The 26883-nt window shown below is 73.4% G+C and carries 25 protein-coding genes; 15 read left to right on the top strand and 10 right to left on the bottom strand.

The window, feature by feature from the left end:
- Positions 1-4: 4 nt before the first annotated feature.
- On the top strand, positions 5-1381 hold the full coding sequence (locus ACFY29_RS01080; RefSeq protein WP_386982281.1) for a GH1 family beta-glucosidase: 1377 nt from the start codon (positions 5-7) through the stop codon (positions 1379-1381).
- 64 nt (positions 1382-1445) lie between these two features.
- Here ACFY29_RS01080 and ACFY29_RS01085 read toward each other — a convergent pair whose 3' ends face one another.
- The 3 genes from ACFY29_RS01085 to ACFY29_RS01095 are packed head-to-tail and all read right to left on the bottom strand — an operon-like array spanning position 1446 to position 5247.
- Positions 1446-3905: an FtsX-like permease family protein gene (locus ACFY29_RS01085; protein ID WP_386982283.1), complete on the bottom strand. Its 2460-nt coding sequence runs from the start codon at positions 3903-3905 to the stop codon at positions 1446-1448.
- A complete protein-coding gene (locus ACFY29_RS01090) occupies positions 3902-4627 on the bottom strand; it encodes an ABC transporter ATP-binding protein (protein ID WP_355607119.1) in 726 nt (241 codons plus the stop codon). Before ACFY29_RS01090 ends, ACFY29_RS01085 begins: the two co-directional genes overlap by 4 nt.
- Complete coding sequence (locus ACFY29_RS01095; protein ID WP_386982285.1) at positions 4624-5247, bottom strand: PadR family transcriptional regulator; 624 nt, start codon at positions 5245-5247, stop codon at positions 4624-4626. The genes ACFY29_RS01090 and ACFY29_RS01095 overlap by 4 nt, the downstream gene beginning before the upstream one ends.
- Before the next feature lie 143 nt (positions 5248-5390).
- Between ACFY29_RS01095 and ACFY29_RS01100 the strand changes: the two genes are divergently transcribed.
- From ACFY29_RS01100 to ACFY29_RS01130, 7 genes are all read left to right on the top strand, one after another.
- A complete protein-coding gene (locus ACFY29_RS01100) occupies positions 5391-6065 on the top strand; it encodes a TMEM175 family protein (protein ID WP_328416180.1) in 675 nt (224 codons plus the stop codon).
- A 175-nt stretch (positions 6066-6240) separates the two neighbouring features.
- Positions 6241-6705, top strand: coding sequence for a 2Fe-2S iron-sulfur cluster-binding protein (locus ACFY29_RS01105; protein ID WP_386984583.1), 465 nt, complete (start codon positions 6241-6243; stop codon positions 6703-6705).
- On the top strand, positions 6702-7694 hold the full coding sequence (locus ACFY29_RS01110; protein ID WP_386982287.1) for an FAD binding domain-containing protein: 993 nt from the start codon (positions 6702-6704) through the stop codon (positions 7692-7694). The genes ACFY29_RS01105 and ACFY29_RS01110 overlap by 4 nt, the downstream gene beginning before the upstream one ends.
- On the top strand, positions 7691-9790 hold the full coding sequence (locus tag ACFY29_RS01115; RefSeq protein ID WP_386982289.1) for a molybdopterin cofactor-binding domain-containing protein: 2100 nt from the start codon (positions 7691-7693) through the stop codon (positions 9788-9790). Before ACFY29_RS01110 ends, ACFY29_RS01115 begins: the two co-directional genes overlap by 4 nt.
- Positions 9791-9818: 28 nt before the next feature.
- Complete coding sequence (locus ACFY29_RS01120; protein ID WP_386982291.1) at positions 9819-10175, top strand: ArsR/SmtB family transcription factor; 357 nt, start codon at positions 9819-9821, stop codon at positions 10173-10175.
- Positions 10176-10180: 5 nt separating this feature from the next.
- On the top strand, positions 10181-10822 hold the full coding sequence (locus ACFY29_RS01125) for an SRPBCC family protein (protein ID WP_328416172.1): 642 nt from the start codon (positions 10181-10183) through the stop codon (positions 10820-10822).
- 64 nt (positions 10823-10886) lie between these two features.
- A complete protein-coding gene (locus ACFY29_RS01130; RefSeq protein WP_355607098.1) occupies positions 10887-11402 on the top strand; it encodes an NUDIX domain-containing protein in 516 nt (171 codons plus the stop codon).
- A gap of 149 nt (positions 11403-11551) precedes the next feature.
- Here ACFY29_RS01130 and ACFY29_RS01135 read toward each other — a convergent pair whose 3' ends face one another.
- The 4 genes from ACFY29_RS01135 to ACFY29_RS01150 all read right to left on the bottom strand — a co-directional run bounded on the left by ACFY29_RS01135 (position 11552) and on the right by ACFY29_RS01150 (position 17656).
- Entirely contained in the window at positions 11552-13492 is a 1941-nt protein-coding gene (locus tag ACFY29_RS01135) for an ABC transporter ATP-binding protein (protein WP_328426598.1), read from the bottom strand.
- Positions 13493-13640: 148 nt separating this feature from the next.
- Positions 13641-14273 (bottom strand): flavin reductase family protein, encoded by a 633-nt coding sequence (locus ACFY29_RS01140; RefSeq protein ID WP_386982293.1) that lies wholly within the window; start codon positions 14271-14273, stop codon positions 13641-13643.
- A gap of 102 nt (positions 14274-14375) precedes the next feature.
- Positions 14376-15815, bottom strand: a complete 1440-nt coding sequence (locus ACFY29_RS01145; protein WP_386982295.1) for an ATP-binding protein — start codon at positions 15813-15815, stop codon at positions 14376-14378.
- Between the two features lie 173 nt (positions 15816-15988).
- Complete coding sequence (locus ACFY29_RS01150; protein ID WP_386982297.1) at positions 15989-17656, bottom strand: FAD-dependent oxidoreductase; 1668 nt, start codon at positions 17654-17656, stop codon at positions 15989-15991.
- A gap of 152 nt (positions 17657-17808) precedes the next feature.
- Here ACFY29_RS01150 and ACFY29_RS01155 point away from each other — a divergent pair, with 152 nt between their 5' ends.
- From ACFY29_RS01155 to ACFY29_RS01185, 7 genes are all read left to right on the top strand, one after another.
- Positions 17809-20046, top strand: a complete 2238-nt coding sequence (locus ACFY29_RS01155) for a hypothetical protein (RefSeq protein ID WP_386982299.1) — start codon at positions 17809-17811, stop codon at positions 20044-20046.
- 25 nt (positions 20047-20071) lie between these two features.
- Positions 20072-20563, top strand: a complete 492-nt coding sequence (gene smpB, locus ACFY29_RS01160) for an SsrA-binding protein SmpB (RefSeq protein ID WP_328416160.1) — start codon at positions 20072-20074, stop codon at positions 20561-20563.
- A gap of 126 nt (positions 20564-20689) precedes the next feature.
- Positions 20690-21082 (top strand): SCO5389 family protein, encoded by a 393-nt coding sequence (locus tag ACFY29_RS01165; RefSeq protein WP_386982301.1) that lies wholly within the window; start codon positions 20690-20692, stop codon positions 21080-21082.
- 261 nt (positions 21083-21343) lie between these two features.
- The gene (locus tag ACFY29_RS01170; RefSeq protein ID WP_328416157.1) at positions 21344-21769 is read left to right on the top strand and encodes a MerR family DNA-binding transcriptional regulator; all 426 of its coding nucleotides are present in this window, start codon (positions 21344-21346) and stop codon (positions 21767-21769) included.
- A 32-nt stretch (positions 21770-21801) separates the two neighbouring features.
- Positions 21802-22554: a molybdate ABC transporter substrate-binding protein gene (modA, locus tag ACFY29_RS01175; protein WP_386984585.1), complete on the top strand. Its 753-nt coding sequence runs from the start codon at positions 21802-21804 to the stop codon at positions 22552-22554.
- A complete protein-coding gene (locus tag ACFY29_RS01180) occupies positions 22551-23366 on the top strand; it encodes an ABC transporter permease (RefSeq protein WP_386982303.1) in 816 nt (271 codons plus the stop codon). The genes modA and ACFY29_RS01180 overlap by 4 nt, the downstream gene beginning before the upstream one ends.
- Positions 23363-24430 (top strand): ABC transporter ATP-binding protein, encoded by a 1068-nt coding sequence (locus ACFY29_RS01185; protein WP_386982305.1) that lies wholly within the window; start codon positions 23363-23365, stop codon positions 24428-24430. The genes ACFY29_RS01180 and ACFY29_RS01185 overlap by 4 nt, the downstream gene beginning before the upstream one ends.
- 52 nt (positions 24431-24482) lie before the next feature.
- Here ACFY29_RS01185 and ACFY29_RS01190 read toward each other — a convergent pair whose 3' ends face one another.
- The 3 genes from ACFY29_RS01190 to ACFY29_RS01200 form a co-directional block, all read right to left on the bottom strand.
- On the bottom strand, positions 24483-24896 hold the full coding sequence (locus ACFY29_RS01190; RefSeq protein WP_386982306.1) for a type II toxin-antitoxin system Phd/YefM family antitoxin: 414 nt from the start codon (positions 24894-24896) through the stop codon (positions 24483-24485).
- Between the two features lie 42 nt (positions 24897-24938).
- On the bottom strand, positions 24939-25511 hold the full coding sequence (locus tag ACFY29_RS01195; protein ID WP_386982308.1) for a GNAT family N-acetyltransferase: 573 nt from the start codon (positions 25509-25511) through the stop codon (positions 24939-24941).
- Between the two features lie 79 nt (positions 25512-25590).
- Positions 25591-26826, bottom strand: coding sequence for a hypothetical protein (locus ACFY29_RS01200; protein ID WP_386982310.1), 1236 nt, complete (start codon positions 26824-26826; stop codon positions 25591-25593).
- Positions 26827-26883: the final 57 nt, after the last annotated feature.

Raw genomic sequence — 26883 nt, forward strand, 5'->3', positions numbered from 1 at the left:
ACCCGTGCCGGATTTGTCCAAGCTGCCGCCCGACTTTCTCTGGGGTGTCGCCACGGCGGCATACCAGATCGAGGGGGCCGTCGACGTCGACGGCCGGGCGCCGTCCATCTGGGACACCTTCTCGGCGACCCCCGGCAACGTCGACAACGGCGACACCGGCGCGGTGGCCTGCGACCACTACCACCGGTGGCCGGAGGACCTGGCGCTGCTGCGCCGGCTCGGCGTCGACGCGTACCGGTTCTCGGTGGCCTGGCCCCGGGTGATGCCCGACGGCGTCGGTGCGGTCAACCCCGCCGGGTTGGACTTCTACGACCGGCTGGTCGACACGCTGCTCGCCGACGGGATCCGGCCGTTCGTCACGCTCTACCACTGGGACCTGCCGCAGGCGCTGCAGGACCGGGGCGGCTGGCCGCAGCGCTCCACCGCCGAGGCGTTCGCCGACTACTCGGCGGTGGTCGCCGCCCGCCTCGGCGACCGGGTGACCGACTGGAACACCGTCAACGAGCCGCTCTGCGTGTCCTGGATCGGGCACCTGGAGGGGCGGATGGCCCCGGGCGAGCGGGACCTGACCCGCGCGGTGCACGCGTCACACCACGTGCTGCTCGGGCACGGCCTGGCCACCCAGGCGGTACGCGCCAACGCCGCCCGGCCGGCCTCGGTCGGGCTGGTGCTCAACCTCAGCCCGATCGAGCCGGCGACCGACCGGCCCGAGGACGTCGCGGCGGCCCGGCGCGCCGACGGGCACGTCAACCGCTGGTGGCTGGACCCGATCCACGGGCGCGGCTACCCCTCCGACATGATCGCCACTTACGGAGTCGAGCCGCCGGTGCGCGGCGACGATCTGGCGGTGATCGCCACACCCACCGACTTCCTCGGGGTGAACTACTACTTCCGCCAGGTGGTGGCCGACGACCCGACCGGACCGCCGCCGTACGCCCGGCAACTGCCGGTGCCCGGCTCGGTGGAGACCGCGATGGGCTGGGAGATGTACCCGACGGGGCTGGAGCGACTGCTGGTCGAGGTGAACGAGGAGTACCGGCCGGGCCGGATCATCGTCACCGAGAGCGGCTCGGCATGGCCGGACGAGGTCACGGCGGAAGGCGCGGTAGAGGACAAGGAGCGCACCGACCACCTGGAGCAGCACCTGGCGGCGTGCGCGTCGGCGGTGGCCCAGGGCGTGCCGCTGGACGGCTACTTCGTCTGGTCGCTGCTGGACAACTTCGAGTGGGCGTACGGCTATGACAAGCGCTTCGGGCTGGTGCACGTGGACTACGCCACCCAGCGCCGGACGGTGAAGGCGAGCGGCCTGCGCTACGCCGAGCTGATCCGCGCCCACCAGCGCGTCGCCGGTGCGACCGGGACCGCCACACCGGCGGCCTGAACGGGGGTCGGCGAGGCTGGGCACCCTGGGCGCCGCGTCGAGCGGCGCCCAGGGCGTTCCGCGCTCAGTCCAGGAGCCGGCGGGACAGCGACGGCGGCAGCCGGCCGGCGAGCAGCCAGCCGGCGACCGCGGCGAGCAACGGCAGCCCACCGGCGGTCGCGACGAGGTGAACGACCGGCACGGCGCCGAGCGGGTCGAGGTCCCGGTGCAGGGCACCGGCCAGGGCCAGGTAGGCACCGGCCACGCCCAGTACGGCACCGAGCAGGGCGAGCGCTCCGGCGGTGGTGGCGGTGAGCGTCCGCCGGACCCGCCTCGGTGCGCCGGTCGCGGTCAGCGTCCGCAGGTCCGCTGCGGCCTCACCCCGGATGAGCCCGACGGTCGTCGCCAGCACGCCGAGCGCGAGCAGCACGCCAGCGCCGGTCGCGCCGGTCCGCAGCGCGGTCAGCGAGCTCTGCTCCCGACGGGACTCGATGGTGAGCCCGGCAGCGGCGGCCAGGTCCTGGGCCGTCGCCAACTGCGCGTCGGTGAGGGCCCGGTCGGCCGCGAGGAACCAGCCGACGCGGGCCGGTTGCCAGCCGTGCCGGCCGAGCGCGGCGGCGGTGATCAACGAGTCGGGCAGCCCCGTGTAGCCGGACCGGGGAAGGGTGCGCACGATCGGACGCACGCCGCGGGCAGGGATGTTCATCAGCTCCAGCGCGCCGGTGCGAGTGCTGAGCACATCGGTGTCGGGCTCGACCGTCATCCCGGCCACGCCGTTCAGCCGGAGCAGCCCGGGGTTGACGACGTAGAGCGGCTGGGAGGTCGTGGACTCGCCGGCCGCCGCCGGGGGGCCGATCTCGACGGCCGGGTGGCCGGTCGGTCCGCCCTCCCGACCCGGGTCGAGGTATGCGGCCACCACCGCCATGTCCAGCGGAATGACGGTGGCCGCACCCACGGTGGTCGCGATGGTGTCGGTCCGGGCCTGGAGAGCGGCGATCTCGGCCGCCGTGCGCTCCGGGATGACCGGATCCGGTTGGCCGATCCGGATCAGCAGTTGGCTGGCCGCGAGGTTGCCCAGCCCGGCTGCCTCCTGGCTGCGGTACTCCGCCGCGGCGGAGCCCACGACGATCGCCGCCGACAGCCCCACCGCGAGGCTGATCGCGGCGAGTGCGGCCCCGGCCCGGACGCGGTACCGGGCCAGATCCGCCAGGGCCAGCCGGACCGCCACCGGCAGGCCTCCCCGGGCCGCCGCCAGAGCCGGGATGGCCAGCGGACCGACGAACAGCACGCCGAGCGCGACGCCGACGGCGCCCACCCCGATGAGCAGCGGGTTCGACCCGTCGGAGAGCACCAGCGCCGTGAGACCGGCAGCGAGCAGCACGGCCGCGGCCACGGCGGTCCGCCGCGCTGGCGGTGGGACCGGCGGCCGGGCCGACAGCGCGCTCATGATCGGGGTACGGGCGACCGCGCGGGCCGGCCACCAGGCGGCGGCGGTCGCCGTCGCGACGGCCAGCAGCATGCCCGCGCCGATGGTGAGCCAGGGCAGGTCGAACCGGCCGATGCGGTGCCCGGCGGCGGTCTCGACGAACCCCGCGGTGACCAGCCAGGCGGCCACCCCGAGGGCGGTGCCGCAGACCGCCGCGACTGACCCGACCGCCGCGCCGTTGACCAGCAGCACCAGCCTCAGGTGTCGGCGGGTGGCGCCCATCGCCGCCAGCATGCCGAGCTGACGCAGCCGGCGTTGTGCCAGCACCACGAACCCGGCGGCGGCCACGAGAGACACCAGCAGCAGGCCGACGGTGGCCAGCACCAGCGCGGCGATGGTGAGCGCGGTGCGCTCGGCCACCGGCCGGGACTCGCGCACCAGCGGACCGTCGATGGTCTGCCGGAACTCCTCCATGCGGTCGTGGTCGCCGGCCACCAGGACGGTCACCGACTGCGGTCGGTCGGCGTGCGCCGGGTCGGTGAGGGCGAACTCGTCGTGCAGGTCCGCCGGGTTCTCCACCACTCCGACGATCAGGCGGTCGGAGTCACCGAGCTGGACCCGGGTGCCGAGCTCGGCGCGCAGGGCTCGCGCCACCTCGTCGGTCACCGCCACCTCGGCGGGCCCGGTCGGGTAGCGGCCCTGCCGCAGGGCGAGCATCGGCTCGCCGTACGCGCCGGCGGGGTCCTGGGCCCGGACGTCGACCGGGTCGAACAGCCCCGGCACCGGCACGTGCCGGTGCCCGATGACGTCGATCGTGCCGAACCACGCCCGAGCGGCGGTGACCCGGGCATCCAGCGCGGCCGGATCGTCGCCGGGGATCCGGATGAGCTGGTCGGCGCGACCGAACGTGGCGTCGCTCGACGCGGCCAGGTTCCAGGTCGCCGCCAGGCCGAAGGTGGTGCCGGTGACCGCGACGGTGAGCAGCGCGATGGCCAGCAGTTGCTGCCGCCACTCGCGGCGGAAGAGCCGTACCGCCCAGCGGATCACCGCGCGGCGAGCCGGAAGTCCGCCGCCAGCGGGCCGGGCGGTCCGCCGGCTGCGGCCCGGGTCGGCGGTCACGACGTCGGGTCCGGGGCGAGCAGGGCATCCGGGCCGGCCGACGGTGCGGTCTGGTCGACCACCCGGCCGTCCCGAATGAAGATCACTCGATCGGCCCAGGACGCGAGCTGGGCATCGTGGGTGACCATCACTCCGGCGATGCCGCGCTTGCAGGCCGAGCGGAGCATCCGCAGGACGGCTTCGCCGTTGGCGGCGTCGAGGGCGCCGGTCGGCTCGTCGGCCAGCAGCAGCCGCCGGTCCCCCACCACGGCCCGGGCGATGGCGACCCGTTGGCGCTCACCGCCGGAGAGGTCGTCGGGAAAGTGGCCGGCGCGGTCGGTCAGCCCCAGCTCGTCGAGCACGTGCAGGGCGGCGGCGCGCGCCGGACGTACGGCCATGCCGTCCAGCTCCAGGGGCAGGGCCACGTTCTCGACGGCGGAGAGGCCGGCGAGCAGGTTCAGGTCCTGGAAGACGAAGCCGAGCGACCGGCGACGCAGCCGGGCGGTGGCGTCGGCGGACAGCGCGGAGAGGTCGGACCCGCACACCGTCACCTGACCGGCCGTCGGCTCCTCCAGGGTGCCCGCGATGGTCAGCAGGGTGCTCTTACCCGAGCCACTGGGACCCATGACCGCGACCAGTTCACCGGCGACCACGTCCAGGTCGACCGCACGCAGGGCGTGTACGGCGGCGGCGCCGGCCCCGTACACCTTGGACACCTGTCGCAGGCTCAGCACGACGCTCATCGCCGGGCTCCTGCCGCGTCGTCCCGGGCTGGCCGCGTCGGGCGACTCTCCTGGTCGTCCGCGGCCAGCGACGGGTCCGTGGGCGGTGCGCTGGCGGCGGGCTGCGTCGGGTGGCTGCGCAGGCGGGCGTCCGCCGCGTCCAGCCAGCGGACGACCGCTTCCAGTCGGAACAGCTCGGCGTCGACGACGAGGCCGAGGCCGATGTCCTCCGGTGCCGCGTCGGCCTTGAGGTGGGTGTAGCGCTGCATCTCCTCGACGATCCGCCGCCGGTGGGTCTGCAGGATCTCGGTGACGTCCACCTGGGTCAGGCGCATCGCCACCTGCACCTTCATCACGAGCTCGTCGCGGGGCGGCGGCCCGGCCTGGGGTGGCGTACGCAGCCAGCTGTGCAGCTCCCGTTCGCCGTCGGCGGTGAGCCGGTAGCGCTTCTGTGCGCCGTCGCGGCCGGCGTCGTCGGTCTCGACGTGGCCCTCGCGCTCCAGGCGTTGCAGCGTGGTGTAGACCTGCCCGACGTTGAGTGGCCAGACCTCGCCGGTGCGCGCCTCGAACTCCTGCCGGAGCTGGAGACCGTACTTCGGCGCCTCGGTGAGCAGCGCCAGCATGGCATGACGGATGCTCACGAACCATCACCTACAGTTAGCATACTCGGTATAATACACAGTATTATCGAGTCGGCACTCCCCCGTCCGACCTCCGTCCACAGTCGTCCTCCCGTTCGGACAAACCGCCGTCGGCGGATCGCGCCGACGGTTAGCCTTCCCGAATGGCCGCAGCAGCCGACGAGGTCGGGCAACCCGACGCCGGGCTACGGATGTCCGAGACGGACCGGCTGACCGCGTTCAGCGACGGCGTCTTCGCCATCGTCATCACGCTGCTGGTCATCGAGCTGCGGGTGCCGGAATACCACGAGGGTGAATTGCTGACGGGGCTGCTCGACGAAGGAGCGTCCTACCTGGCCTTCGTGGTGTCCTTCATCTATATCGGGGTGCTCTGGCTCAACCACCACGCGCTGGTCCGGCTGATCCGCGGCACCACCCTCGCGCTGAGCTGGATCAACCTCGGCATTCTCTTCGGCGCGGTGATCATCCCGTTCCCCACCGCCGTGCTGGCGTCCGCGTTCACCCACGGTGACACCGCCGACCGCCGCGCCGCCGTCGCCCTGTACGCGCTGGCCGCTGCCCTGATGTCGGCCCCCTGGCTGGTGTTCTTCGGCTACCTGCGCCGCCACCCGGCGCTGCTCCAGCGCGAGGTCAGTCCGGAGTACGTGCGGACGCAGCGGCTGCGACCGGTCACCGGCCTGGTCCTCTACGGGCTCAGCGGCCTGCTCGGCTGGTTCGTCAACCCCCTGCTGGGCCTGATCGGCGTCATCGTCATGGTCATGTACCACGCGTTCACCAGCGAGGGGCTGCATCGGCGCCCGGCAACAGCACGGCGGTGATCGGCGGGTCCGGCACTCGGAGCACCTCCCGCACGCAGCTACATGGGTTATTCGCCCGCATATGTACCAGTAAAGCTAGTCTGGGCCGGTGCAGGGCAGACCGGACAGCGAGACAACCACCGACGAGCGGCACTCGTCCCGGGTCACGTTCGAGGTCAACGACGCGCCACGGAAGCTGACCCTGGACAACCGCACCACGCTGCTGGACACCCTGCGCGAGCGGCTCGGCCTGACCGGGGCGAAGAAGGGCTGCGACCACGGCCAGTGCGGCTCCTGCACCGTGCTGCTGGACGGCCGCCGGGTGAAGAGCTGCCTGGTCCTCGCGGTCACCCTGGACGGCCGGTCCGTGGTCACCGTGGAGGGACTGGCCGGGCCGGACGAGCTGTCCCCACTCCAGGCTGCCTTCGTCGCGCACGACGCGTTCCAGTGCGGCTACTGCACCCCCGGCCAACTCTGCTCCGCCCGCGGCATGGTCGACGAAGTCGCCAAGGGCTGGCCCAGTGCGGTCACCGACGACCTCACCGCACCGGCCGAGCTGACCGACCCGGAGATCCGCGAGCGGATGGCCGGCAACCTGTGCCGCTGCGCCGCGTACCCGCACATCGTCGCGGCCATCCGTGAGACGGCGGTGACGACGTGAGGCCGTTCCGCTACCACCGGCCGGCCGACGTGGCCGAGGCGGTCGCCGTGCTGACCGCCGAGCCGCAGGCGGCGTACCTGGCCGGCGGGACCAACCTGGTGGACCTGATGAAGCTCGGTGTGCAGCGGCCCGACCTGCTGGTGGACGTGAACCGGCTGCCGCTGGACGCGGTCGAGGAGCTGCCCGACGGCGGGCTCCGGATCGGCGCGACGGTACGCAACAGCGACCTCGCCGCCCACCCGGTGGTCCGCCGGGACTACCCGGTGCTGGCCCGCGCCCTGCTCGCCGCAGCCTCCGGGCAGTTGCGCAACCTCGCCACCACCGGCGGCAACCTGTTGCAGCACACCCGCTGCGTCTACTTCCAGGACACCGGCAAGGCGTGCAACAAGCGCGAACCGGGAAGCGGTTGCGCCGCCCGGCACGGCCAGAACCGCGACCTGGCCGTGCTGGGCTGGTCCGATGAGTGCGTGGCCACCCACCCGTCGGACCTGGCGGTCGCGCTGGCCGCGCTGGACGCGGTGGTGGAGGTGCACGACGCCGGCGGCGCCCGCGACATTCCGCTCGCCGCGCTGCACCGCCTGCCCGGGGAGCATCCGGAGCGGGAGACCACGCTGGCCCGGGGTGCGTTGATCACCGCCGTCCGACTGCCGGCGCTGCCGATGGCCCGCCGCTCGACGTACCTCAAGGTGCGGGACCGGGCCTCGTTCGCCTTCGCCGCTGGCTCGGTGGCCGCGGCGCTGGACCTCGACGGCGACGTGGTCCGCGACGTCCGACTGGCGTACGGGGCGGTGGCGCACCGGCCGTGGCGGGCCTACCGGGCCGAGGAGGAGCTGCGGGGTCAGCCGTTCAGCCCGGAGCTGGCGGCGCGGGCCGCCGACGCCGAGCTGGCCGAGGCACGCCCGTTGCGGCACAACGGCTTCAAGCTGCCGCTGACCCGGGCGATCACGATACGGGCGCTCACCGAACTGGCCGGCGGGACGCCGCCGTGAGCGCCGGCGCGGTCGGTCGGGCGTACCCCCGGATGGAGGGTCCGGAGAAGGTCACCGGCACGGCGCGGTACGCGGTGGAGTACCCGGTGGACGGAGTCACCTACGGCTGGGCGGTACCGGCGGCGGTGGTCCGGGGTCGGATCACCCGGGTCGACGCCGAGCCGGCGCTCGCGCTGCCCGGCGTGCTGGCCGTGCTGCATCACGGCAACGCGCCACGGCTCGCGCCCGGGCCCGAGCCGGACCTCTGGCTGTTGCAGGAGCCGGTGGTGAGCTACCGGGGGCAACTGATCGCGGTGGTGGTGGCCACCAGCCTGGAGGCGGCCCGGGAGGGCGCCCGGCTGGTCCGGATCGACTACGACGCCGGGCCACACAGCACCGTGCTCACCGCCGATCATCCTGGCCTGTACCGGCCGGACCACGTCAACCCCAGCTACCCGACGGACACCGCCGAGGGTGACTTCGACGCCGGGTACGCGGCCGCTCCGGTCCGGGTGGACGCCACGTACCGGACGCCGGCCTACCACAACAACCCGATGGAGCCGCACGCCACCACCGCGCAGTGGCATGGGGAACGGTTGCTCGTACACGACTCCAACCAGGGCGCCGCGCCGGTACAGGCCGCCCTGGCCGAGCTGTTCGAGATGCCCCGGGAGGCGGTCCGGGTGATCACCGAGCACGTCGGCGGCGGCTTCGGCAGCAAGGGGTACGCCAAGGCGGCGGTGGTGCTGGCCGCGCTGGCGGCCCGGCACGTGGACCGGCCGGTCCGGCTGGCGCTGACCCGGCAGCAACTGTTCGGCCCGATCGGCTACCGCACCCCCACCATCCAGCGGGTCCGGCTCGCCGCCGACACCGACGGACGGCTCACCGCGATCTGCCACGACGCGATCAGCCAGACGTCGACCCTCCGCGAGTTCGCCGAACAGACCGCCGTCTACACCCGCAGCATGTACGCCGCACCGCACCGACGCACCACGCACCGGCTGGTGCGCCTCGACGTGCCCACGCCGTTCTGGATGCGCGCCCCGGGAGAGTGCCCCGGCGCGTACGCGCTGGAATCGGCGATGGACGAGCTGGCCATTGCCGTCGGCATCGACCCGGTGGAGCTGCGGATCCGCAACGACCCGGCGGTCGACCCCGAGCTGGGACGGCCGTTCACCAGCCGCAACCTGGTCGCCTGCCTGCGCGAGGGCGCCCAGCGGTTCGGCTGGGCCGACCGGGATCCGACACCGCGAGCCCGGCGCGACGGGCGCTGGCTGATCGGCACCGGGGTGGCCGGCGCAAGCTATCCGGCCCGGTCGCACGCCGCCGCCGCGGCGGCCACCGCGCGCTCCGACGGCGGATTCCTGGTGCGGATCGACGCCACCGACATCGGCACCGGCGCCCGGACCGCGCTCTGGCAGGTGGCGGCGGACGCGCTGGGGGTGCCGCCGGAGCGGGTGGAGATCCGGATCGGCGACAGCGACCTGCCGGCGGCCGGGGTGGCCGGCGGGTCGATGGGCACCGCCTCGTGGAGCTGGGCGGTGATCCGGGCGTGTGACGCGCTACGCGAGAAGCTGCGGGACGCCCCCGAGGGGGTGCAGGCCGACGGCGAGGTGACCGCCGAGGTGAACACCGCCGACGAGGTGGGCGCGCAGCCCGCGCTGCCCCGGTACGCGTACGGGGCGCACTTCGTCGAGGTCCGGGTGGACGCGGACACCGGCGAGGTGCGGGTGAACCGGCTGCTCGGGGTGTTCGCCCCCGGGCGGGTGGTCAACCCGACGACCGCGCGCAGCCAGCTCATCGGCGGCATGACGATGGGGATCTCGATGGCCCTGCACGAGGAGGGCCTGCTCGACGAGCGGTACGGCGACTGGGTCAACCACGACCTGGCCACCTACCACATCACCGGCTGCGCGGACGTGGAGCGGATCGAGGCGCACTGGATCGACGAGCAGGATGCCGAGCTGAACCCGGCCGGGGTGAAGGGCATCGGCGAGATCGGCATCGTCGGCGCCGCGGCGGCGATCGCCAACGCCGTGCACCACGCCACCGGGGTGCGGATACGCGACCTGCCGATCCGGCTGGACAAGCTGATCGGTCTATCACCCTTGGCTTAAATAAGCCGGGGATGATATAAAGGTCGTCGTGCACGCTTTCGACGTGCTGGGCGATCCGGTCCGGCGCCGCATCCTGGAGCTGCTCGCCGCCGGCGAGCAGACCGCCGGCGCGGTCAACGCGGTGATCCGTGACGAGTTCGGCATCTCACAGCCCGCCGTGTCCCAGCACCTCAAGGTGTTGCGGGACAACGGCTTCGCCACCGTGCGGCCGGAGGGCACCCGGCGGCTGTACGCGGTCGACCCGCGCCCGCTGCGCGAGGTCGACGGCTGGCTGGAGCACTTCCGCCGGTTCTGGACCCCGCCCCTGGCGGCACTCGCCACCGAGCTGGCCCGGGGCCGACGCGAGCGTCGGCTGCGCGGGCCAGGAGACCCCGAAGAGAGGTAGACACGATGATCGACGCGACGGAGCAGATCAACGCCGTCCAGCGCACGGTCGGCAGCCGCACCCTGGAGGCCGGCGAGGCCCGGGTGAGCACGGTCAGCCAGACGTACCACGCGACACTCGAAGATCTCTGGGATGCCTGCACCAACGCCGAACGTATTCCGCGTTGGTTCCTGCCGATCTCCGGCGACCTGCGGCTGCACGGGCGCTACCAGCTCGAGGGCAACGCGGGCGGCACCATCGAGACCTGCGACCCGCCGCACCGCTTCACCGCCACCTGGGAGTACGGCAACGAGGTGAGCTGGATCGAGGTGCGGCTCACCCCGGTGGACGCCGAGCGGACCCGCTTCGAGCTGGACCACATCGCGCATGTCGACCAGGACCGGTGGGCCCAGTTCGGCCCGGGTGCGGTCGGCGTCGGGTGGGACCTGGGCCTGCTCGGCCTCGCCTCCTATTTGGCCGGCGACGGCAGCGGGGTCTCGCCGGAGCAGAGCGTCGAGTGGAGCGCCTCCGACGAGGGGCGCCGGTTCATGGAGCTGAGCAGCCAACTGTGGGGGGAGGCGAGCACCGCCGCCGGCACCGACGCCGACGAGGCAAAGGCCGCCGCCGAGCGCACCACCGCCTTCTACACCGGCGCCCCGACCGCCTGAGCACATCCCCCGCGCCGCCGCCGTCCTCCGATCGACTGCGGCGGTGCGGGTAACGTGCAGCCGCATGATCGGTTCGCCGTACTCGCACTGCTCCTACTGCGGCGCCGCCTACCCGGCGACGGCCGGGTGGCCGCGGGTCTGCGCGGGCTGCGGCGAGACCGTCTGGCGCAACCCGCTGCCCGTCGCGGTGGCGGTGCTGCCGGTCCGCACCGCCGAGGGCCTGGGCGTGGTGGTGGTCCGCCGGGACATCGCGCCGGCCCGCGGGCTGCTCGCGCTGCCCGGCGGCTTCATCGAGTACGGCGAGGAGTGGTCCGACGCGCTGGTCCGTGAGCTGCGGGAGGAGACCGGGCTGGTCGCGGCGGCCGAGGACGCCCGCCTCTTCGCGGTGCACGGGGCACCGGCCGGCGGCACCATGATGATCTTCGGAGTGCTGCCCGAGCGGCCGATCGAGGAACTGCCGCCGTCGGCGCCGACCGAGGAGGCCACCGAGTGGCTGGTGCTCACCGACCCGGTCGAGCTGGCATTCTCCACCCACACCCGGGTGCTCGCCGACTTTCTCACCCCCAACCGCCGCGCCTGACCTCCCACTCCCCCGGCCTCTCCCGGGTCAAGATCGCGCTGCATCCTGGTTGTAGTGGTATCGGGGCGGTTGGAGGCCACTACGACCAGGATGTAGCGCGATCTTGAGTCGGTTCGGTCGGCGCGACAGCCGCGCGATCGGCGCGGGTGTCAGCGGGGTAGTGCGTCGTCAGTGCCGGCGAGGTAGCCGGCGGCCTGGAGCTCGAACAGCTCCCGGTAGAGACCGCCGGCCGCCATCAGCTCGTCGTGGTTGCCGTGCTGGACGAGTCGACCCCGGTCCATGACGAAGATCCGGTCGGCGTGCCGAACGTTGGCCAGCCGGTGGGTGATCAGGACGACCGCTCGGTCGGGTCGGCGGCGCAGGTGCTGGAACAGGGCGTGTTCGGCGCGGGCGTCCAGCGCAGCCGATGGTTCGTCGCAGATCAGCAGCGCGGCGTCGCGGTAGAGGCCGCGAGCGGCGACCAGCCGCTGCCACTGCCCGCCGGACAGCTCGTGCCCATCCTTGAACTCCCGGTCGAGCAGGGTGTCGTAGCCGTGTGGCAGGCCGACGATCATGTCGTGCGCGGCGGCCGCTCCGGCTGCCTCCTGCACGCTGGGGCCGGGTCGCTCCGGCGGGCGGTCGTGCCGGCCTACGCGGATGTTCTGCCCGGCGGTGAACGGGAACTTCCACCATTCCTGGGTCATCACGGCCACCTGCGCGCCGAGGGCGCGTGGGTCCAGCTCGGCGGCGTCGACGCCGTCCCAGCGGATCACCCCGCCGGTCGGCCGGTAGAGCCCCGCGATCAGTTTGGCCAGGGTGGTCTTGCCGGAGCCGTTCTCGCCGACCAGCGCGATCACCTCGCCCCGCCGGACGGTCAGGCTGACCCGGTCCACCGCCGGCGCGTCGGTGTCCGGATAGCGCAGGCTCACCTCGTCCACCTCGATCGCGTCGACACCCTCGGCCACCTGGTCGCCGCCGATCGGCACGCGGGTCTGGGCGCGGTCGAGGAAGTCGCGGTAGTCCTGGTAGTAGAGGGCGTCCTCGTACAGCGAGTTGGTGGCGATGACCGCGACGCCCAGGCTGGTCCGCGCGGACTGCAGGGCGAGCAGTGCGGTGGCCGCGGCCGCGAGGGCGACCATCCCGTTCAGCAACAGGCCGCCGAGGACCGCGTACACCCCGAAGGTGGCCAGGCCCGCCACCGTGGCGCCGACCACCCGGGTGCCGGTCTGCGAGCGGACCAGGCGCAGTTGGGCCCGGGTCTCGACGGCCATCACCCCGCGATACTCGGCCAGCAGGAAGTCGCGCATCTGGTAGGCGCGCACCTCGGCGGCGGTGTGCCGGTTGGCCATCAGGTGGGCCAGCATCCACATCCGACGCCGTCGGGTGATCCGGGCCAGCATCGCCAGGTACTCCCGGCGGGCCATCCGCACCGCAGTGATCGCCTGGGGTATCGCCGCGAGCAGCAGGCAGGGCAGCAGCAGCGGCTGGATGACGGTCACCGCCACCGCGGTGGCGAGCATGCCGACCACACCGGTGACCAGGTTGACGGTGTGGTCGACGATGTACGCCGCCTCCGCCATCCCCCGGTCCCGCGCCCGATCCATCTCCTCGGCGAAGCCGGCGTCGTCGAACGCGGCCAGGTCCACCGCCGTGGTGGCCTCGAACAGCCGAAGCTCGACCTGATAGTTGATCTGCGGGGTCAGTCGGGCCTGGGCCCAGCCGGCCGCGATCGTGAGACCGCCGCGCGCCGACACCGCCGCAGCGGCCACGATCAGCGCCGGCAGGGCCGAGCGGACCCGGTCCGGGGTGGGACCCGCGGCGAACAACTCGCGCAGCACACTGGTCGTGGCGAGCAGGCCGAACGTGGTCATCACCCCGGCGGCGACGTTGAGCCCGATGGACGCGACGGTGTCCCTGCGGTTGGTGGCCCAGGCCAGCCCGACCGCCTCCCGGACCAGCCGGGGCAGCCGGCGGGCCACCGCCCAGAAACTGGTGTGCGCGAACTCCTGCGCGTGGTGCATCCAGTCGCGATCCTCCAGCTCCGGCAGCATGGTGTCGGGCGGATCGCCCGGCGGATCGTCGTCCTGGGGAGCGGTGCGCTGCCGGGCCATCGACTCCACGGACCCTCCTCGGGGCGGGATCACGGATGCCGCCCGACACTACTGCCCGCAACCGTTCGATGTCTTCAGGTAATCGGCGCGTCGCACGGGTGTGCCAATGGCGTGTCGTCACAAACCGGAAGATCCCGAGTCACCCAGGTCAGCCGGCCGGCGTCTCCGAGCGGAAGCTGTGACCCAGCTCGGCGCCGAGCCCGAAGTAGTGGCGGAAGTTGTAGATCAACGGATGCCAGGCCGCCGGGTCGACATGGTCGGTGCCCGGCACGACGATGCGGGCGTCGGCGTGCACCGCCAGGACGTGGGCCTCGACGATGAGGAACGTGTCAGTGACGTCGGCGTGGATCCGGGTGGCACGGGCCTCCAGGTGCAGCGGGCACTCGGCCACCCGGGGCGGTCGGACGCAGCGCGACGGCTGCGGCCGCAGGCCGGCGGCCTCGAACTTCGCCGGCTCGTGTCGGAACCGGTCCCGCTTGGCCACCGGCACCGGGTGCCGTCCGGTCAACGGCGCCAGCCGCTCGACAGCCTCCCACTGGTCAGCAGCGGGAAGATTGATCACCAGGTCGGGGCGAGCGGCAAGATTGTGCGCGGTCTGCCCCTCGCGGCCGAGGCCCAGCACGACGACCTGGCCGAGGGCCCACGCCGACGAGATCGGTGCCAGGTTGGCGCTGCCGTCGTCGTTCTCGGTGCTGAGCAGCGCCACCGGGGTGCCGAAGTACAGGATGCTCGGGTTGATCGTCAGGTGCTCGGTGGCGGTTGGGGTGTGGCTGATCGTCATGGTCGCCGACCGTACGGCCGTCATCGTTCGGCCCGCGCCGAAGCGACCACTCCAGGTCGGCCGCGCCGGGTGAAGGCGATGAACGCCCGCCAACTCCGCGGGTCAGGGGGTCGGCGGCGTGGCCTCGGTGACCCGCAGCAGGACCCGGAAGGTGGTCCGCCCCGGCTCGGTCTCCACCCGGATGTCGCCGTGGTGCTTGTGCACCACGATCCGGTACGAGATGTCCAGCCCCAGGCCGGTGCCCGCGCCCACCGGCTTGGTGGTGAAGAAGGGCTCGAAGATGCGCGGGCGTACCTCGGGCGGGATGCCGGGGCCGGTGTCGGTGATCTCCACGGCCAGCAGGTCGCCGACGCGTCCGGTGCGGACGGTCAGCACGCCCTTCTCCCCCATCGCGCCCAGCGCGTTGTCGATCAGGTTGGTCCACACCTGGTTCAGCTCGGCGGCGTACGCGGGGACCGGCGGGAGGCCGTGGTCGTACTCGCGGACCAGCTTGACCTGGGCGGGGATCTTCGCCTTGAACATCACCAGCGTGGCGTCGAGCAGGTCGTGCACGTCCACCACCTGGTACGGCGCGCGGTCCAGCTGGGAGTACTGCTTGGCGGCGCCGACCAGGCCGGAGATCCGGGTCACCGCGTCGCCAATCTCGCGCATCAGCAGCTCGGTGTCGACGGTGTAGGTGAGCCAGCGCACCGCCGCCTCCAGGTCCGCCGGGCCGACCGCCTCCTTCACCCGACCCAGCCAGGCCGCGTCGAGCCCGCCGCCGACCAGGATCGGCGCCAGGTCCCAGGCGCCGCTCACCCCGCGCTCCTCCAGCCAGTCGGTGAGGGTGTCCTCCGCGTCGGCGGTGGCCATCGGGGTCAGCTTCGGCGCGGTGGCCACCCGGGCCACCGCCTCCTCCTGCAACGCGACCAGCCCGTGCAGGGCCCGGCCGTCCAGCCGGCCGTCGGCGATCATCGCGAGCTTGTGCCGCATCCCGGCGACCCGGTCGCGCAGCACCGAGGTGGCCCGCACCGCCGCCGCAGCCGGATTGTTCAGCTCATGGGTCAGCCCCGCCGAGAGTGAGCCGAGCGCCAGCAGCCGCTCCCGTTCGCCGACGATCGTCTGGCTGTTCCGCATCCCGAAGAACAGCCCCTCCAGCAGGTGCATGGGCATCGGGAACCAGGACCGCAGGGCGTGCGCGAAGTCCTCCGCCGGCAGCACGAAGAACTCCGCGTCGGTCACCGCCCGCAGACTGTTGCGGTAGATCTGCTCGACCTGGTCGCCCAGGTACGCCTGGGTGGCCCCGCCGTACACCCCGCGCTGGTCGGTCCGGCTGGTCTCGACGTCGTCGCCGCGCACCTGCCGGCTCAACGCCACCGCGCCGCGCAGCAGCACGAAGAAGCAGGTGGCCGCCTCGCCTTCGCCGTACACCAGGGTGCCGCCGGCACGCTGCTCGACCCGGCCGTGTTCGGCCAGCCAGTCGAGCTGCGCATCGTCGAGTGCCTCGAACAGGAACAGGGTGCGCAGCTGCGCCGGCGTCAGGCGATCGGTCTCGGTGCTCACTGGGCCTCCCTCGTTCGCGATTGCGGGGCTCGCAGGCCCAGCTCGCTCCTCGCGCTCACTGGGCCTCCTTGGTTCGCGACTGCGGGGCTCGCAGGCCCGGCTCACTCCTCGCGCTCACTGGGCCTCCTTGGTTCGCGACTGCGGGGCTCGCAGGCCCGGCTCACTCCTCGCGCTCACTGGGCCTCCAGGTAGCGGTGCACGAGCGACACGGCCATGGCGCCCTCGCCGACGGCCGAGGCGACCCGCTTGACCGACTCGGCCCGCACGTCCCCGGCGGCGAACACCCCCGGCAGGCTGGTCTCCAGGTGGTACGGGTCGCGCGACAGCGACCAGCCTGCCGGCCGCCGACCACCGGTCACCAGGTCGGGACCGGTGACGATGAAGCCACGCCCGTCGCGGACCAGCACCCCGTCCAGCCAGTCGGTCCGGGGCTCGGCGCCGATGAATATGAACAGCCATGACGTGTCGACCGAGCGGGCCTCCCCGGTGCGGGTGTCGCAGAGGGTGAGCCGTTGCAGGTGGTCCTGCCCGGCGCCGCCGACCACGGCGGTGTGCGGGTGCACCGTGATCCGGTCGATCCGCTCCAACTGGTCGATCAGGTACCGCGACATCGAGGTGGTCAGGTCAGCGCCCCGGATCAGCAGGTGCACCCTGGCCGCGTACCGGGAGAAGTGCACTGCGGCCTGGCCGGCCGAGTTGGCCCCGCCGACGATGTAGACGTCCTGCTCGACGCAGTTCGGCGCCTCGGTGGCGGTGGAGCCGTAGAAGACCCCCCGGCCGGTGAAGTCGGCCAGCCCGGGGGCGTCGAGCACCCGGTAGGAGACCCCGGTGGCCAGCACCACGGTGTGCGCGGCGATCTCGGTGCCGTCGCCGAAGCGCAGCAGCCGGGCGGAGCCGGCCTCGGTCAGGCCGACCACCTCCCGGGCGCTGAGCAGCTCGGCGCCGAACTTCACCGCCTGTCGCCGGGCCCGGTCGGTCAGCTGCGCGCCGGAGACGCCGTCCGGGAAGCCCAGGTAGTTCTCGATCCGGCTGCTCTGGCCAGCCTGCCCGCCGGTCGCCCGCCGCTCGACCAGCACGGTGCGCAGGCCCTCCGACGCGCCGTACACGGCCGAGCCCAGACCGGCCGGGCCGGCGCCGATCACCACGAGGTCGTAGAAGTCGGACGCCGGCACCACGGTCAGCCCGGCCAGCCCGGCCAACTCGGCCTCGCTCGGCGCGATCAGCGCCTTACCCTCGGCGGTCACCACCAGCGGCACGTCCGCCTCGGTGGCCCCCGCCGCGTCGAGCAGTCGGACGCCCTCCGGATCGTCGGCCAGCAGCCAGCGGTACGGCACCAGATTGCGGGCCAGGAAGTCGCGGACCTTGAACGACGGCGCCGACCAGCGGTGACCGACCACCCGGATCTCGGTGGTCGCCGCGTCCGGGGTGACCGCCCACGCCTCCAGCAGGCCGTCCACCACCGGGTACAGCTTCTCCTCCGGCGGGTGCCAGGGCTTGAGCAGGTAATGGTCCAGGTCGACCACGTTGATCGCCTCGATGGCGGCGTCGGTGTCCGCGTACGCGGTGAGCAGCACCCGGCGGGCGGCCGGGAAGATGTCCATCGCGGCCTCCAGGAACTCGACGCCGGTCATCTCCGGCATCCGGTGGTCGGCCAGCAGCAGCGCCACCTGCTCGCCGCGCAGTTTGACCTCCCGCAACGCGTCCAGCGCCTCCGGGCCGGAGGCGGCCCGCAGCACCCGGTAGCGGTCGCCGTAGTGGCGGCGGATGTCCCGGGCCACCGCCCGGGAGACCACCGGGTCGTCGTCGACGGTCAGGATCACCGGGTTCGCCATGGCGCCCATGAAACCACCTGACCGGGGTACGCCGCACCGGCCGGGGTCGGTCCGGCCGCCGAAGCACGCTTGGCCGGGGCCGGGACGGGTAAGCCGGGTCGCCGCGCGGGTGGCCGCACACCGACCACCCGCCCAGCTGCCGCGCACACCTCGGGGGGCCCATGGCGGACGCGTCGCCGACCGGACCGACGACGTCGGGCCGCATCGTGGAGCTGCGGGTGCACGGCGTCTCCGGTGCGGGGGCGGACCAGGTGCTGGACCGGCCGCACGTCCATCAGGTCGCCGGCGACCGCAGCGGCGGGTTCTACCGCCCACGCGCGGGCTACCCGGACGAAACCGGGACGGGCGGGATGACGCTGGAGGCGTACCGGTGGAGTGACCTGCCGTCCGGCACGGCCGTGCGGACGCTGTCGCTGGTGTTCCTGCTGCCATTCATGCTCTGCAACGTGGCGCTCTGGATGCGCCCGGCAAGCCGCGCCTCGAAGCACGGCATCGTCGCGCTGTGCCGGGTGCTCGCACTCACCCTCACCATGCTCTACGTGCTGTCCATCGTCGGGGTGGCGCTGGACCTCGTCGCCTGGCGCTGCACGGGCACCCCGTCCTGCCTGGCCGAGCGGAGCTGGCTGTCCTGGCTCGGCGGGCGCTCGCCCGGAGTGCGCCTGGGCTTGCTGGCGCTGGTGCCGGTCGCCGCCATCGGGCTCGTCTGGTGGCTGGGCGCGCGCCCCGGCCACTCGTTCGACGCGTTTCGGACCCGGGAGCCCGCAGCCTCCGAGACCCAGTTGAGTGCGGTCGGCCAGTGGGACGGCGCACCGCTGGTGGGCCGGCTGCGCTCGGTGCACGTCGCCGCCGCGTTCGCCACCCTGGACGGCAGCCTGCTGGCCGCCCGGGCCAGCCGGGGCGCCTCGTGGGATCTGCTGCTGCTGCTGGTGGCCACCGGGGCGGTGCTGCTCGCCTGCCTGGTCCTGCTCACCGTGGTGCAGAGCATCGACCGACCCCGCCCGGCCGCCCGGGTCGACGCGCTCACCCGCGGGCTGCGCACGATCACCTGCGGGCTGACCATCCTGGTGATCGTGCACACCATCAGTAGTCCGCAGCCGTGGCCGCAGAGCCGCGAGCTGCCCGGGTACGGCGCCAGCGTGGCCTGGCTGTTCGCCAGCCAGACCGCGCTACTGGTCGTACTCACCGCGCTGGTGATCTGGCGACGGGGCGGGCGGCCGGGCAGCTCACCGCTGCGGGCGCTGGGCGCGCCGGTCTTCGTCACGGTGGCCGCAGGCCTCGCCGTGGCGTTCTCCGCCGAACTGGTCTACCGGGTGTCGGATCTGCTGGACCGGGACGGGGACACCGCTGACGGGCTGGCCACCAGCCCGCCACTGGCGTACAAGTGGGCGATCTTCGGGTTCTTCATCGCGGTGCTGACCGCGCTGCTGGTCGGCGGCGTGGTCACGGTGCTGACCCGGCATGGTCGGTGGGGGGCCGCGAGGGCGATCGTGGCCGCCGACTTCCCGCACGCGCCGCCGGAGGCGGCGGACCGGCTGCGCCAGGTCGAGCGGACGGTGGCCCGGGCCCGGTTCACCGAACGGCTGGAACCGCTCACCACGGTCTACGCGGGACTGGCCGCGCTCGGCCTGGCCACCAGCGTGCTCGGCCTGTTCCAGCTCTATCCCGGGGACGTGATCCAGCGCTACGTCGGTGTACCCGCCGACCTGGTCAACTTCCTGATCGGGATGGGCAGCTACGCGATCGCCGCGATCGTGCTCGGGTTGGTGATCGGCGGCATCTTCGCGTACCGGACGGCGCAGTTCCGCCGGTACGTGGGCGTGCTGTGGGATCTCGGCACCTTCTGGCCCCGGGCCGCGCACCCCTTCGCTCCGCCCTGCTACGCCGAGCGGGCCGTGCCGGAGCTGACCCGGCGGATCACCTACCTGGTCGAGCAGGGCGAGAGGGTGTTGCTGGCCGGGCACAGCCACGGGTCGGTGCTGCTCGCCGCCACGGTGCTGCAACTGCCACCCCGGGTCACCGACCGGGTCGCCCTGCTGACCTACGGGTCGCCGCTGCAACGGGTGTACGCGCGGCTGTTCCCCGCGTACGTCAACGACGAGGTGCTGCGGGAGATCGGCGAGCGCGTCGGCTGGCGATGGCGGAACCTGTGGCGGGACACCGACCCCCTCGGTGGCTGGATCTTCGCCCGGCACCGACCCGGAGACCACGAGACGCTGACCGGGCCGATGGCGGCGGTGGACACCCGGCTGGCCGACCCACACGGCGTGGTGCCACCGCCGTACGACAGCGTGCCACCGCCGATCCTGGGCCACTGGCCGTGCGAGTCGGAGGAGTCGTTCGTGGCTGCGGAGCGGGACCTGATTGAGCGGCTGCGCGCGGACCGGCGGCTGAGCCCCTGAGCCGCCGGCCGGATATCGTCGCCGGGTGACTCCGTCCCAGCAGCCCGAACGCCGGCTGATCGCCTCGAACAAGAAGGCCCGACACGACTACACCGTGCTCCGGACGTACGAGGCGGGCATCGTGCTGGTCGGCACCGAGGTGAAGTCGCTGCGCGAGGGGCGGGCGTCACTGGTGGACGCGTTCGCCCACGAGCGCGACGGCGAGCTCATGCTGTACGGCCTGCACATCGCCGAGTACGCCTACGGCACGTGGACCAACCACGCCCCCCGGCGCAACCGCAAGCTGCTGCTGCGCCGGTCCGAGATCGACCGGATCCTGGAAAAGGTCCGCGAGGGCGGGGTGACCCTGGTCCCGCTGTCGATGTACTTCGACAACGGCTGGGCCAAGGTCGAGCTGGCCCTGGCCAAGGGCAAGCGCACCTACGACAAGCGGCAGACGCTGGCCGAGCGGGACGCCAACCGGGAGATCGCCCGCGAGCTGGGCCGGCACCTCAAGGGCCACCCCCGCCGGGCCTGACCGCCGGGAGACCGCAAAACGGCGGTACGGCGCGCGCGGACATCGTTGACGTCGTCCGGAGGACGTGGTGTGCTCAGTTCGCGCCGTTAACGACAACGGCTTTCGTTATCGACTTGGAGGAGAACCATGTCGCTGACCGTCCCGCCCGCCCTGCTCGACGCCGCCGAACGTGGCCCGGTCGATGACGACGCCTTCATCGCCTGCGTCCGCGACTCGCTGCCGTACGCCTGGGCCACCGTCAGCCGGGTGGTCGCCGAACTGGAGTCCAGCGGGTCCGACCGCGCCGACAACGCCATCCCGCCCCCGACCGAGGCCGACCGGGGGCAACTGCTCCGGGCGTTGGCGAGCGACGCGATCCGGGCTGGCCTGGAGCGGCACTTCGGGGTTCGCCTCGCCTTCCAGAACTGCCACCGCGTGGCGGCCTTCCGCCCCGACACGGTGGACGGGCCGGCCTACCGCCGCTTCGTCTCACCGCGCGGTCAACTGCTCAACCAGTCGCCTGAGCTGCGCAACTGCTGAACCTCCCCGGGATGAGCCGGCCCCACCCTCGGTCGTGCGGGTGGGGCCGTGCCCGAGATCCGCAACGCCAGGGAAAGTGCCGCGTCGAGGCGGCCGCAGGGAGCACCTTCCCTGCAACTGGGCTGATCCGGACACCAGGAAGAACGACTTCCGGGGCGGTCACCGACGGCCGCACCTGCGGCCTGAAAGAGCCCTCGGGGTACGTGAAAGCTGGCTCCCAGGCCCTTTCGTACTCGCAGATGCGGGCGCTAGGGTGTGGCCGTGACGATGTTTCGGATCGGCGAGGCGGCCGACCTGCTCGGCGTCAGCGCCGACACGATCCGCCGCTGGGTGGACGCCGGGCGACTGCCCGCCGGGCGGGACGCGCACGGCCACCGGGTCATCGACGGCGTCGACCTGGCCGGTTTCGCCCGCGCCCAGGCGGCCGACCCGGACGCGGGCGCGGAGCTGTCCTCGGCCCGCAACCGACTGCGCGGCATCGTCGTCGACGTCCGCAAGGACACCGTGATGGCCCAGGTCGACATCCAGGCCGGCCCGTTCCGGATCGTGTCGCTGATGAGCCGGGAAGCGGTCGACGAGCTCGACCTGCGGGTCGGGTCGGTGGCCGTCGCAGTGATCAAGTCGACCACGGTGGTGGTGGAACGGGCCGCACCCGCCGCCCCAACCAGGGGAAGGACCGGCGGATGAGCAGGCAGGGAGTGCGCGCCGCGCTGGTGGCCATGGTGGCGGTGGCCGGGCTGGTGGTTTCCGGCTGCGCCGGGGACGAGGCACCGGGTAGCGCCGCGGACGGCCAGGTCACCGGCACGGTGACGGTGTTCGCCGCCGCCTCGCTGACCGAGTCGTTCACCCGCATCGGCAGTGACTTCGAGGCCGCCAACCCGGGCAGCTCGGTCACCTTCAACTTCGCGGGCAGCTCGGCCCTGGCCAACCAGATCAACCAGGGGGCGCCGGCGGACGTGTTCGCCTCGGCCGCGCCGACGAACATGACCACGGTGACCAAGGCCGGCAACGCCGACGGCACACCGAGCACCTTCGCCCGCAATCAACTGGTGATCGCGGTGCCCCGGGGCAACCCGAAGGGGGTGACCGGGCTCGCCGACCTGATCCGGCCAGGGGTGAAGGTGGCACTCTGCGCCGAACAGGTGCCCTGCGGCGCGGCGGCCCGGACCGCGCTGGACGCGGCCGGCGTCGCGCTGACGCCGGTCACCCTGGAGCAGGACGTCAAGGGCGCGCTGGCCAAGGTGAAGCTCGGCGAGGTCGACGCGGCCCTGGTCTACCGCAGCGACGCGCGGGCGGCGGCCGCCGACGTGGCCGGCGTGGAGTTTCCCGAGTCGGCGCGGGCGGTCAACGACTACCCGATCGTGGCGCTGAAGGAGGCGCCGAACCCGGCCGGCGCGCAGGCCTTCGTCGCGTACGTCCGCTCGGCACCAGCGCAGGCGGTTCTCGCCGAGGCCGGGTTCCAGGCTCCGTGAGCCGGGTCCTCGACGCCGCCGCGCCCCGTCGGCGGGGTCGGGTGCCGGCGGCACTGCTGATCCCCGCCGGGTTGGGGCTGCTCTTCCTCGTCCTGCCGCTGGCCGGGCTGGTCGTCCGGGCGCCGTGGACGACGCTGCCGCAGCGGCTCACCGAGCCGGGAGCGCTGACCGCGCTGCGACTGTCGGTGCAGACCGCCACCCTCGCCACCGTGCTCTGCCTGCTGCTCGGCGTGCCGCTGGCCTGGCTGCTGGCCCGGGTCGAGTTCCCCGGCCGCCGGCTGGTCCGCGCCCTGGTCACCGTGCCGCTGGTGCTGCCACCGGTGGTCGGCGGGGTGGCACTGCTGCTGGTCTTCGGCCGTCGAGGGCTGCTCGGCGGCTGGCTCGACGCCACGTTCGGCATCACCCTGCCCTTCACCACCGCGGGCGTGGTGCTGGCCGAGGCGTTCGTCGCCATGCCGTTCCTGGTGATCGCCGTGGAGGGTGCGCTGCGGGCCACCGACAACCGGTACGAGGAGGCCGCCGCGACGCTGGGCGCCGGCCGGTGGACCACCTTCACCCACGTCACGCTGCCCCTGGTGGCACCGGGGCTGGCCGCCGGCGCGGTGCTCTGCTGGGCCCGGGCGCTCGGCGAGTTCGGCGCCACCATCACCTTCGCCGGCAACTATCCGGGCCGGACGCAGACCATGCCGCTCGCCGTCTACCTGGCCCTGGAGACCGACCTGGAATCCGCGATGGTGCTCAGCCTGGTGCTGCTCATCGTCTCGGTGGGCATCCTGGCCGCGCTACGGGACCGCTGGATCACCGGCCCATGACCGCACCGCTGCTCGACGCCCGGCTCGTCGTCGACCGGGACGCCTTCCGACTCGAGGTGCCGTTGCGGGTCGCACCCGGCGAGGTAGTCGCGTTGCTCGGGCCGAACGGCGCCGGCAAGACCACCGCGCTGCGCGCGCTGGCCGGGCTGCAGCCGCTCACCGCCGGGCACGTCACCCTCGACGGCGTCGACCTGGACCGGCCGGCAAGCCGGGGTTGGGTGCCCACCGAACGTCGGCCGATCGGCGTGGTCTTCCAGGACTACCTGCTCTTTCCGCACCTGAGTGCCCTGGACAACGTGGCATTCGGCCCGCGCCGGCACGGCGTCGACCGGCGGGCGGCGCGGACCACGGCCCGGGACTGGCTCGGCCGGGTGGGGCTGGCCGGCCAGGCGCACCGCCGGCCCCGACAGCTCTCCGGCGGGCAGGCGCAGCGGGTGGCGCTGGCCCGGGCACTGGCCGTCGAGCCGTCACTGCTGCTCCTGGACGAGCCACTCGCCGCGCTGGACGCCCGCACCCGATTGGACACCCGCGCGGAGCTGCACCGCCACCTGTCCGCGCACCCCGGGGCGACGGTGCTGGTCACCCACGACCCGCTGGACGCGTTGGCGCTGGCCGACCGACTCGTCATCGTGGAGGGTGGGCGGGTGGTGCAGGAGGGTGACGGCCCGAGCGTGACCGCCCGCCCCCGCACGGACTACGTGGCCCGGCTGGTCGGGCTGAACCTCTACCGGGGCCGAGCCGAGGGGCACGGGGTACGGGTCGCGCCGGACCTGTCCCTCACCGTCGCCGACCGGCTGGACGGCGAGGCGTTCGTCGCGTTCCGCCCGACGGCGGTGGCCCTGCACCCGTCCCGGCCGGAGGGCAGCCCGCGCAACACCTGGGCGGGCACCGTCGCCGGCGTCCAACGGCACGGCGACAACGTGCGGGTGCAGCTGGACGGACCGATCGGCGTGGCCGCGGACGTCACCCCGGCCGCCGCCGCCCAGCTGCGGCTGATCCCCGGGCAGCGCGTCTGGGTGGCGGTCAAGGCGACCGAGACGCACGCCTACCCGGCCAACGGCTGACCCCGGCCCCCGGCGAGCAGGGTCGGCGTGCGGGCGGCCGGCCTACAGCGGCTCAGCCGGCAAGCAGGTCGGCGTGCGCGGCGCGCAGCCGGGCCAGCGCCGGGTCGCTGCCGGGGATGACGCGCCGGTCCAGCTCAGCCCACGCCTCGGCCAGCGCCGCGCGGACGGCACCCAGCTCGGCTGCGTGCCGCTGACTGCTGCGCCGGTGCTGCTCGTCGAGCCGACGGGCCCAGCCGGCGGTGACCGTGGCGAGCCGGTCAGCGTCGGCGCGAGCCTGCGCACCGCTGCGGGCGGCGGCGGCCGGGACGATGGCGGCGATCGGACGGGGATCGCCGTCGCGGGTGACGACGGTGACCGCGTCGGTCAGCTCGGCCAGCGCGACAAGCTGACTGAACCGGGTGCGCGCCTCGCGCAGCGGCACGGAGCGCGGCGGGTCGGGGTGCGGGGTGAGCGCGGGGACGGCCATGGATGCATGGTGCCGCCCGGGTACGACAGAACCCTGCCGTCGTCAGTGGACGGTAGGCTGCCGGGCGGCCGGCCCGGCCAGCCACTCGTCGGCCAGCACCGACCAGACCTCAAGGTCGATCCGCCCGTTCGGGCGCGGGTACACCTGGCGGAGAGTGCCGTCGTGGCGCAGGCCGAGCCGGCGGGCGAGCGCGATGCTGCGGGCGTTCTCGGCGTTGGTGCGCCACTCCACCCGCTGGATGCCGCGCTCGCGTACGGCCCAGTCGACGATTCGGCGGATCGCCGGTGCGACCATGCCGCGCCCCTGCGCCGCCGGCTCCACCCAACAGCCCACCTCGCAGACGCCCAGCGCCACGTCGAACGACACGAACATCACCCCGCCGACCAGCGTGCCGCGCCACCACAGCCCCCAGATGCCACCGGCGTCGGTAGCCCAGCGGTCGGCGTACCGCTGGAGCACCGCCCGGGCCGAGGGCAGGTCGGTGGCGACGAACGACGGCGACACCCACGGCTGGATGTGTTCCCGGGCCCGGTCCAGGTGGGCGAGGAACTCCTCGGCCCGCCACGGGTCCAGCGGGCGCAGCTCAACCTCCTCGGTCAGCGGCAGGGCGAACACGAAACCTCCACGGGGTACGGGCCGACGTCGGGTAGCAGGCTCCCACAGGCCCGGTGGGCCCGGCAGGCCGGAGGCCCGCTCATATGATCATGTGTGTCCAGTAGCTGAGCCAGAGTACGAACAGCGCGCCCTGCACCAGGGCGAGGGCCGCGGTCAGCCACACGTCGACGGTGGCGCGGCGCGCCCAGCGGGTCAGCACCAGGGCCACCGGGAACGCGGCGAGCAGGTAGCGCAGCAGGCTCTTGTAGACCGGCGGGCCCATCGACAGCGGCACCAGCACCATGAGTACGCCGTAGACCAGGTAGGCCAGCTCCCGGCGGCGGAACCCCGCGACCAGCACGGCCAGCACGGCCACGGCGAACCAGACCCGGGCGGCGTCGCGCGTCTCCCCGGCCAACCCACCCAACAGCACCGGCACCGGGTTCTGCACCTCGATCCCCCACCCTTCCTGCTGGGCGTGCTGGTAGGCGAACCAGTCCCCACCACGCCACCGACAGAACGCCATGAAGGTGAACCAGCCGGCGGGCAGCAGCAACAGCGGCCAGCCGATCCGCAGGTATCCGAGCAGGGCGCGCGGGCCGAGCCGCCAGTCGTGCTGGCGGAGCAGCACCAGGGCCAGCGGCAGCGCGACGAGCAGGCCGACCGACCGGCTCATCGCCAGGAAGTAGCCGAGCACGCCGACCAGCAGCCAGCGGCGCCGCTCCGCGTAGTAGAACGAGGCCAGCGCGAGGCAGACGAAGAGCGACTCGGTCAGCGCGGCCTGGAACAGGAACGCGGTCGGCAGCAGCACCAGGTACCGGGTGAACCGGCGAGCCGCGTCCGGATCGCCGAGCAGCAGCTCGGCCAGCCGGTAGCCGTACCAGAGGGCCAGCAGGAACGCGACGTTGCTGATCAGCAGCAGGGCCAGCGCGTTGTCGCCGCCGAGCAGCGCGCCGACCGGCCGGGCCAGGAACGGGTAGAGCAACGGGAAGCCGAAGTCCGCCCACGGCCCGGTCAGCGGCAGCTGGCTCAGCCGCAGGTAGAGCAGCGCGTCCCAGGCGAACCAGAAGGAGATCCACCGGTGCCCGGAGACGTCCCGCTGCTCCGCCCACATCAACGCCTCGTCCGGCGGCGGCGCGCCGGGGATGCCGTCCCAGGCGTGCAGGACCAGCAACCCGACCAGGGTGAGCAGCAGCTTCGCGCCGAGGAAGAGGCCGAGCAGGTAGGGCCAGGGCGACGGCACCCGGCGGGCCAGCCGCGTCCCGGCCCGGGCCGCCCCGGCCAGTCCGGCGGCCAGCGCCGTCGCGCGCCCCCGGCCGCTCCGCCACCGGCGCATCCGCCCCGCTCCCCCGGTCCGCCCCAGACTCACCCGCCGCGGGGGTGTCGCCCCTCC

Origin of the sequence: Micromonospora sp. NPDC000668 (assembly GCF_042897975.1) — a bacterium.
Lineage (GTDB): Bacteria > Actinomycetota > Actinomycetes > Mycobacteriales > Micromonosporaceae > Micromonospora.

Coding starts and splice junctions, on each gene's coding strand:
- ACFY29_RS01135 (WP_328426598.1), bottom strand. CDS start 13,492: ATGGCCCGGCAGCGCACCGCTCCCCAGGACGACGATCCGCCGGGCGAT.
- ACFY29_RS01185 (WP_386982305.1), top strand. CDS start 23,363: ATGACCGCACCGCTGCTCGACGCCCGGCTCGTCGTCGACCGGGACGCC.
- ACFY29_RS01140 (WP_386982293.1), bottom strand. CDS start 14,273: ATGACGATCAGCCACACCCCAACCGCCACCGAGCACCTGACGATCAAC.
- ACFY29_RS01150 (WP_386982297.1), bottom strand. CDS start 17,656: ATGGGCGCCATGGCGAACCCGGTGATCCTGACCGTCGACGACGACCCG.
- ACFY29_RS01200 (WP_386982310.1), bottom strand. CDS start 26,826: ATGCGCCGGTGGCGGAGCGGCCGGGGGCGCGCGACGGCGCTGGCCGCC.
- ACFY29_RS01190 (WP_386982306.1), bottom strand. CDS start 24,896: ATGGCCGTCCCCGCGCTCACCCCGCACCCCGACCCGCCGCGCTCCGTG.
- ACFY29_RS01165 (WP_386982301.1), top strand. CDS start 20,690: ATGTCGCTGACCGTCCCGCCCGCCCTGCTCGACGCCGCCGAACGTGGC.
- ACFY29_RS01125 (WP_328416172.1), top strand. CDS start 10,181: ATGATCGACGCGACGGAGCAGATCAACGCCGTCCAGCGCACGGTCGGC.
- modA (WP_386984585.1), top strand. CDS start 21,802: ATGGTGGCGGTGGCCGGGCTGGTGGTTTCCGGCTGCGCCGGGGACGAG.
- ACFY29_RS01155 (WP_386982299.1), top strand. CDS start 17,809: ATGGCGGACGCGTCGCCGACCGGACCGACGACGTCGGGCCGCATCGTG.
- ACFY29_RS01090 (WP_355607119.1), bottom strand. CDS start 4,627: ATGAGCGTCGTGCTGAGCCTGCGACAGGTGTCCAAGGTGTACGGGGCC.
- ACFY29_RS01130 (WP_355607098.1), top strand. CDS start 10,887: ATGATCGGTTCGCCGTACTCGCACTGCTCCTACTGCGGCGCCGCCTAC.
- ACFY29_RS01100 (WP_328416180.1), top strand. CDS start 5,391: ATGGCCGCAGCAGCCGACGAGGTCGGGCAACCCGACGCCGGGCTACGG.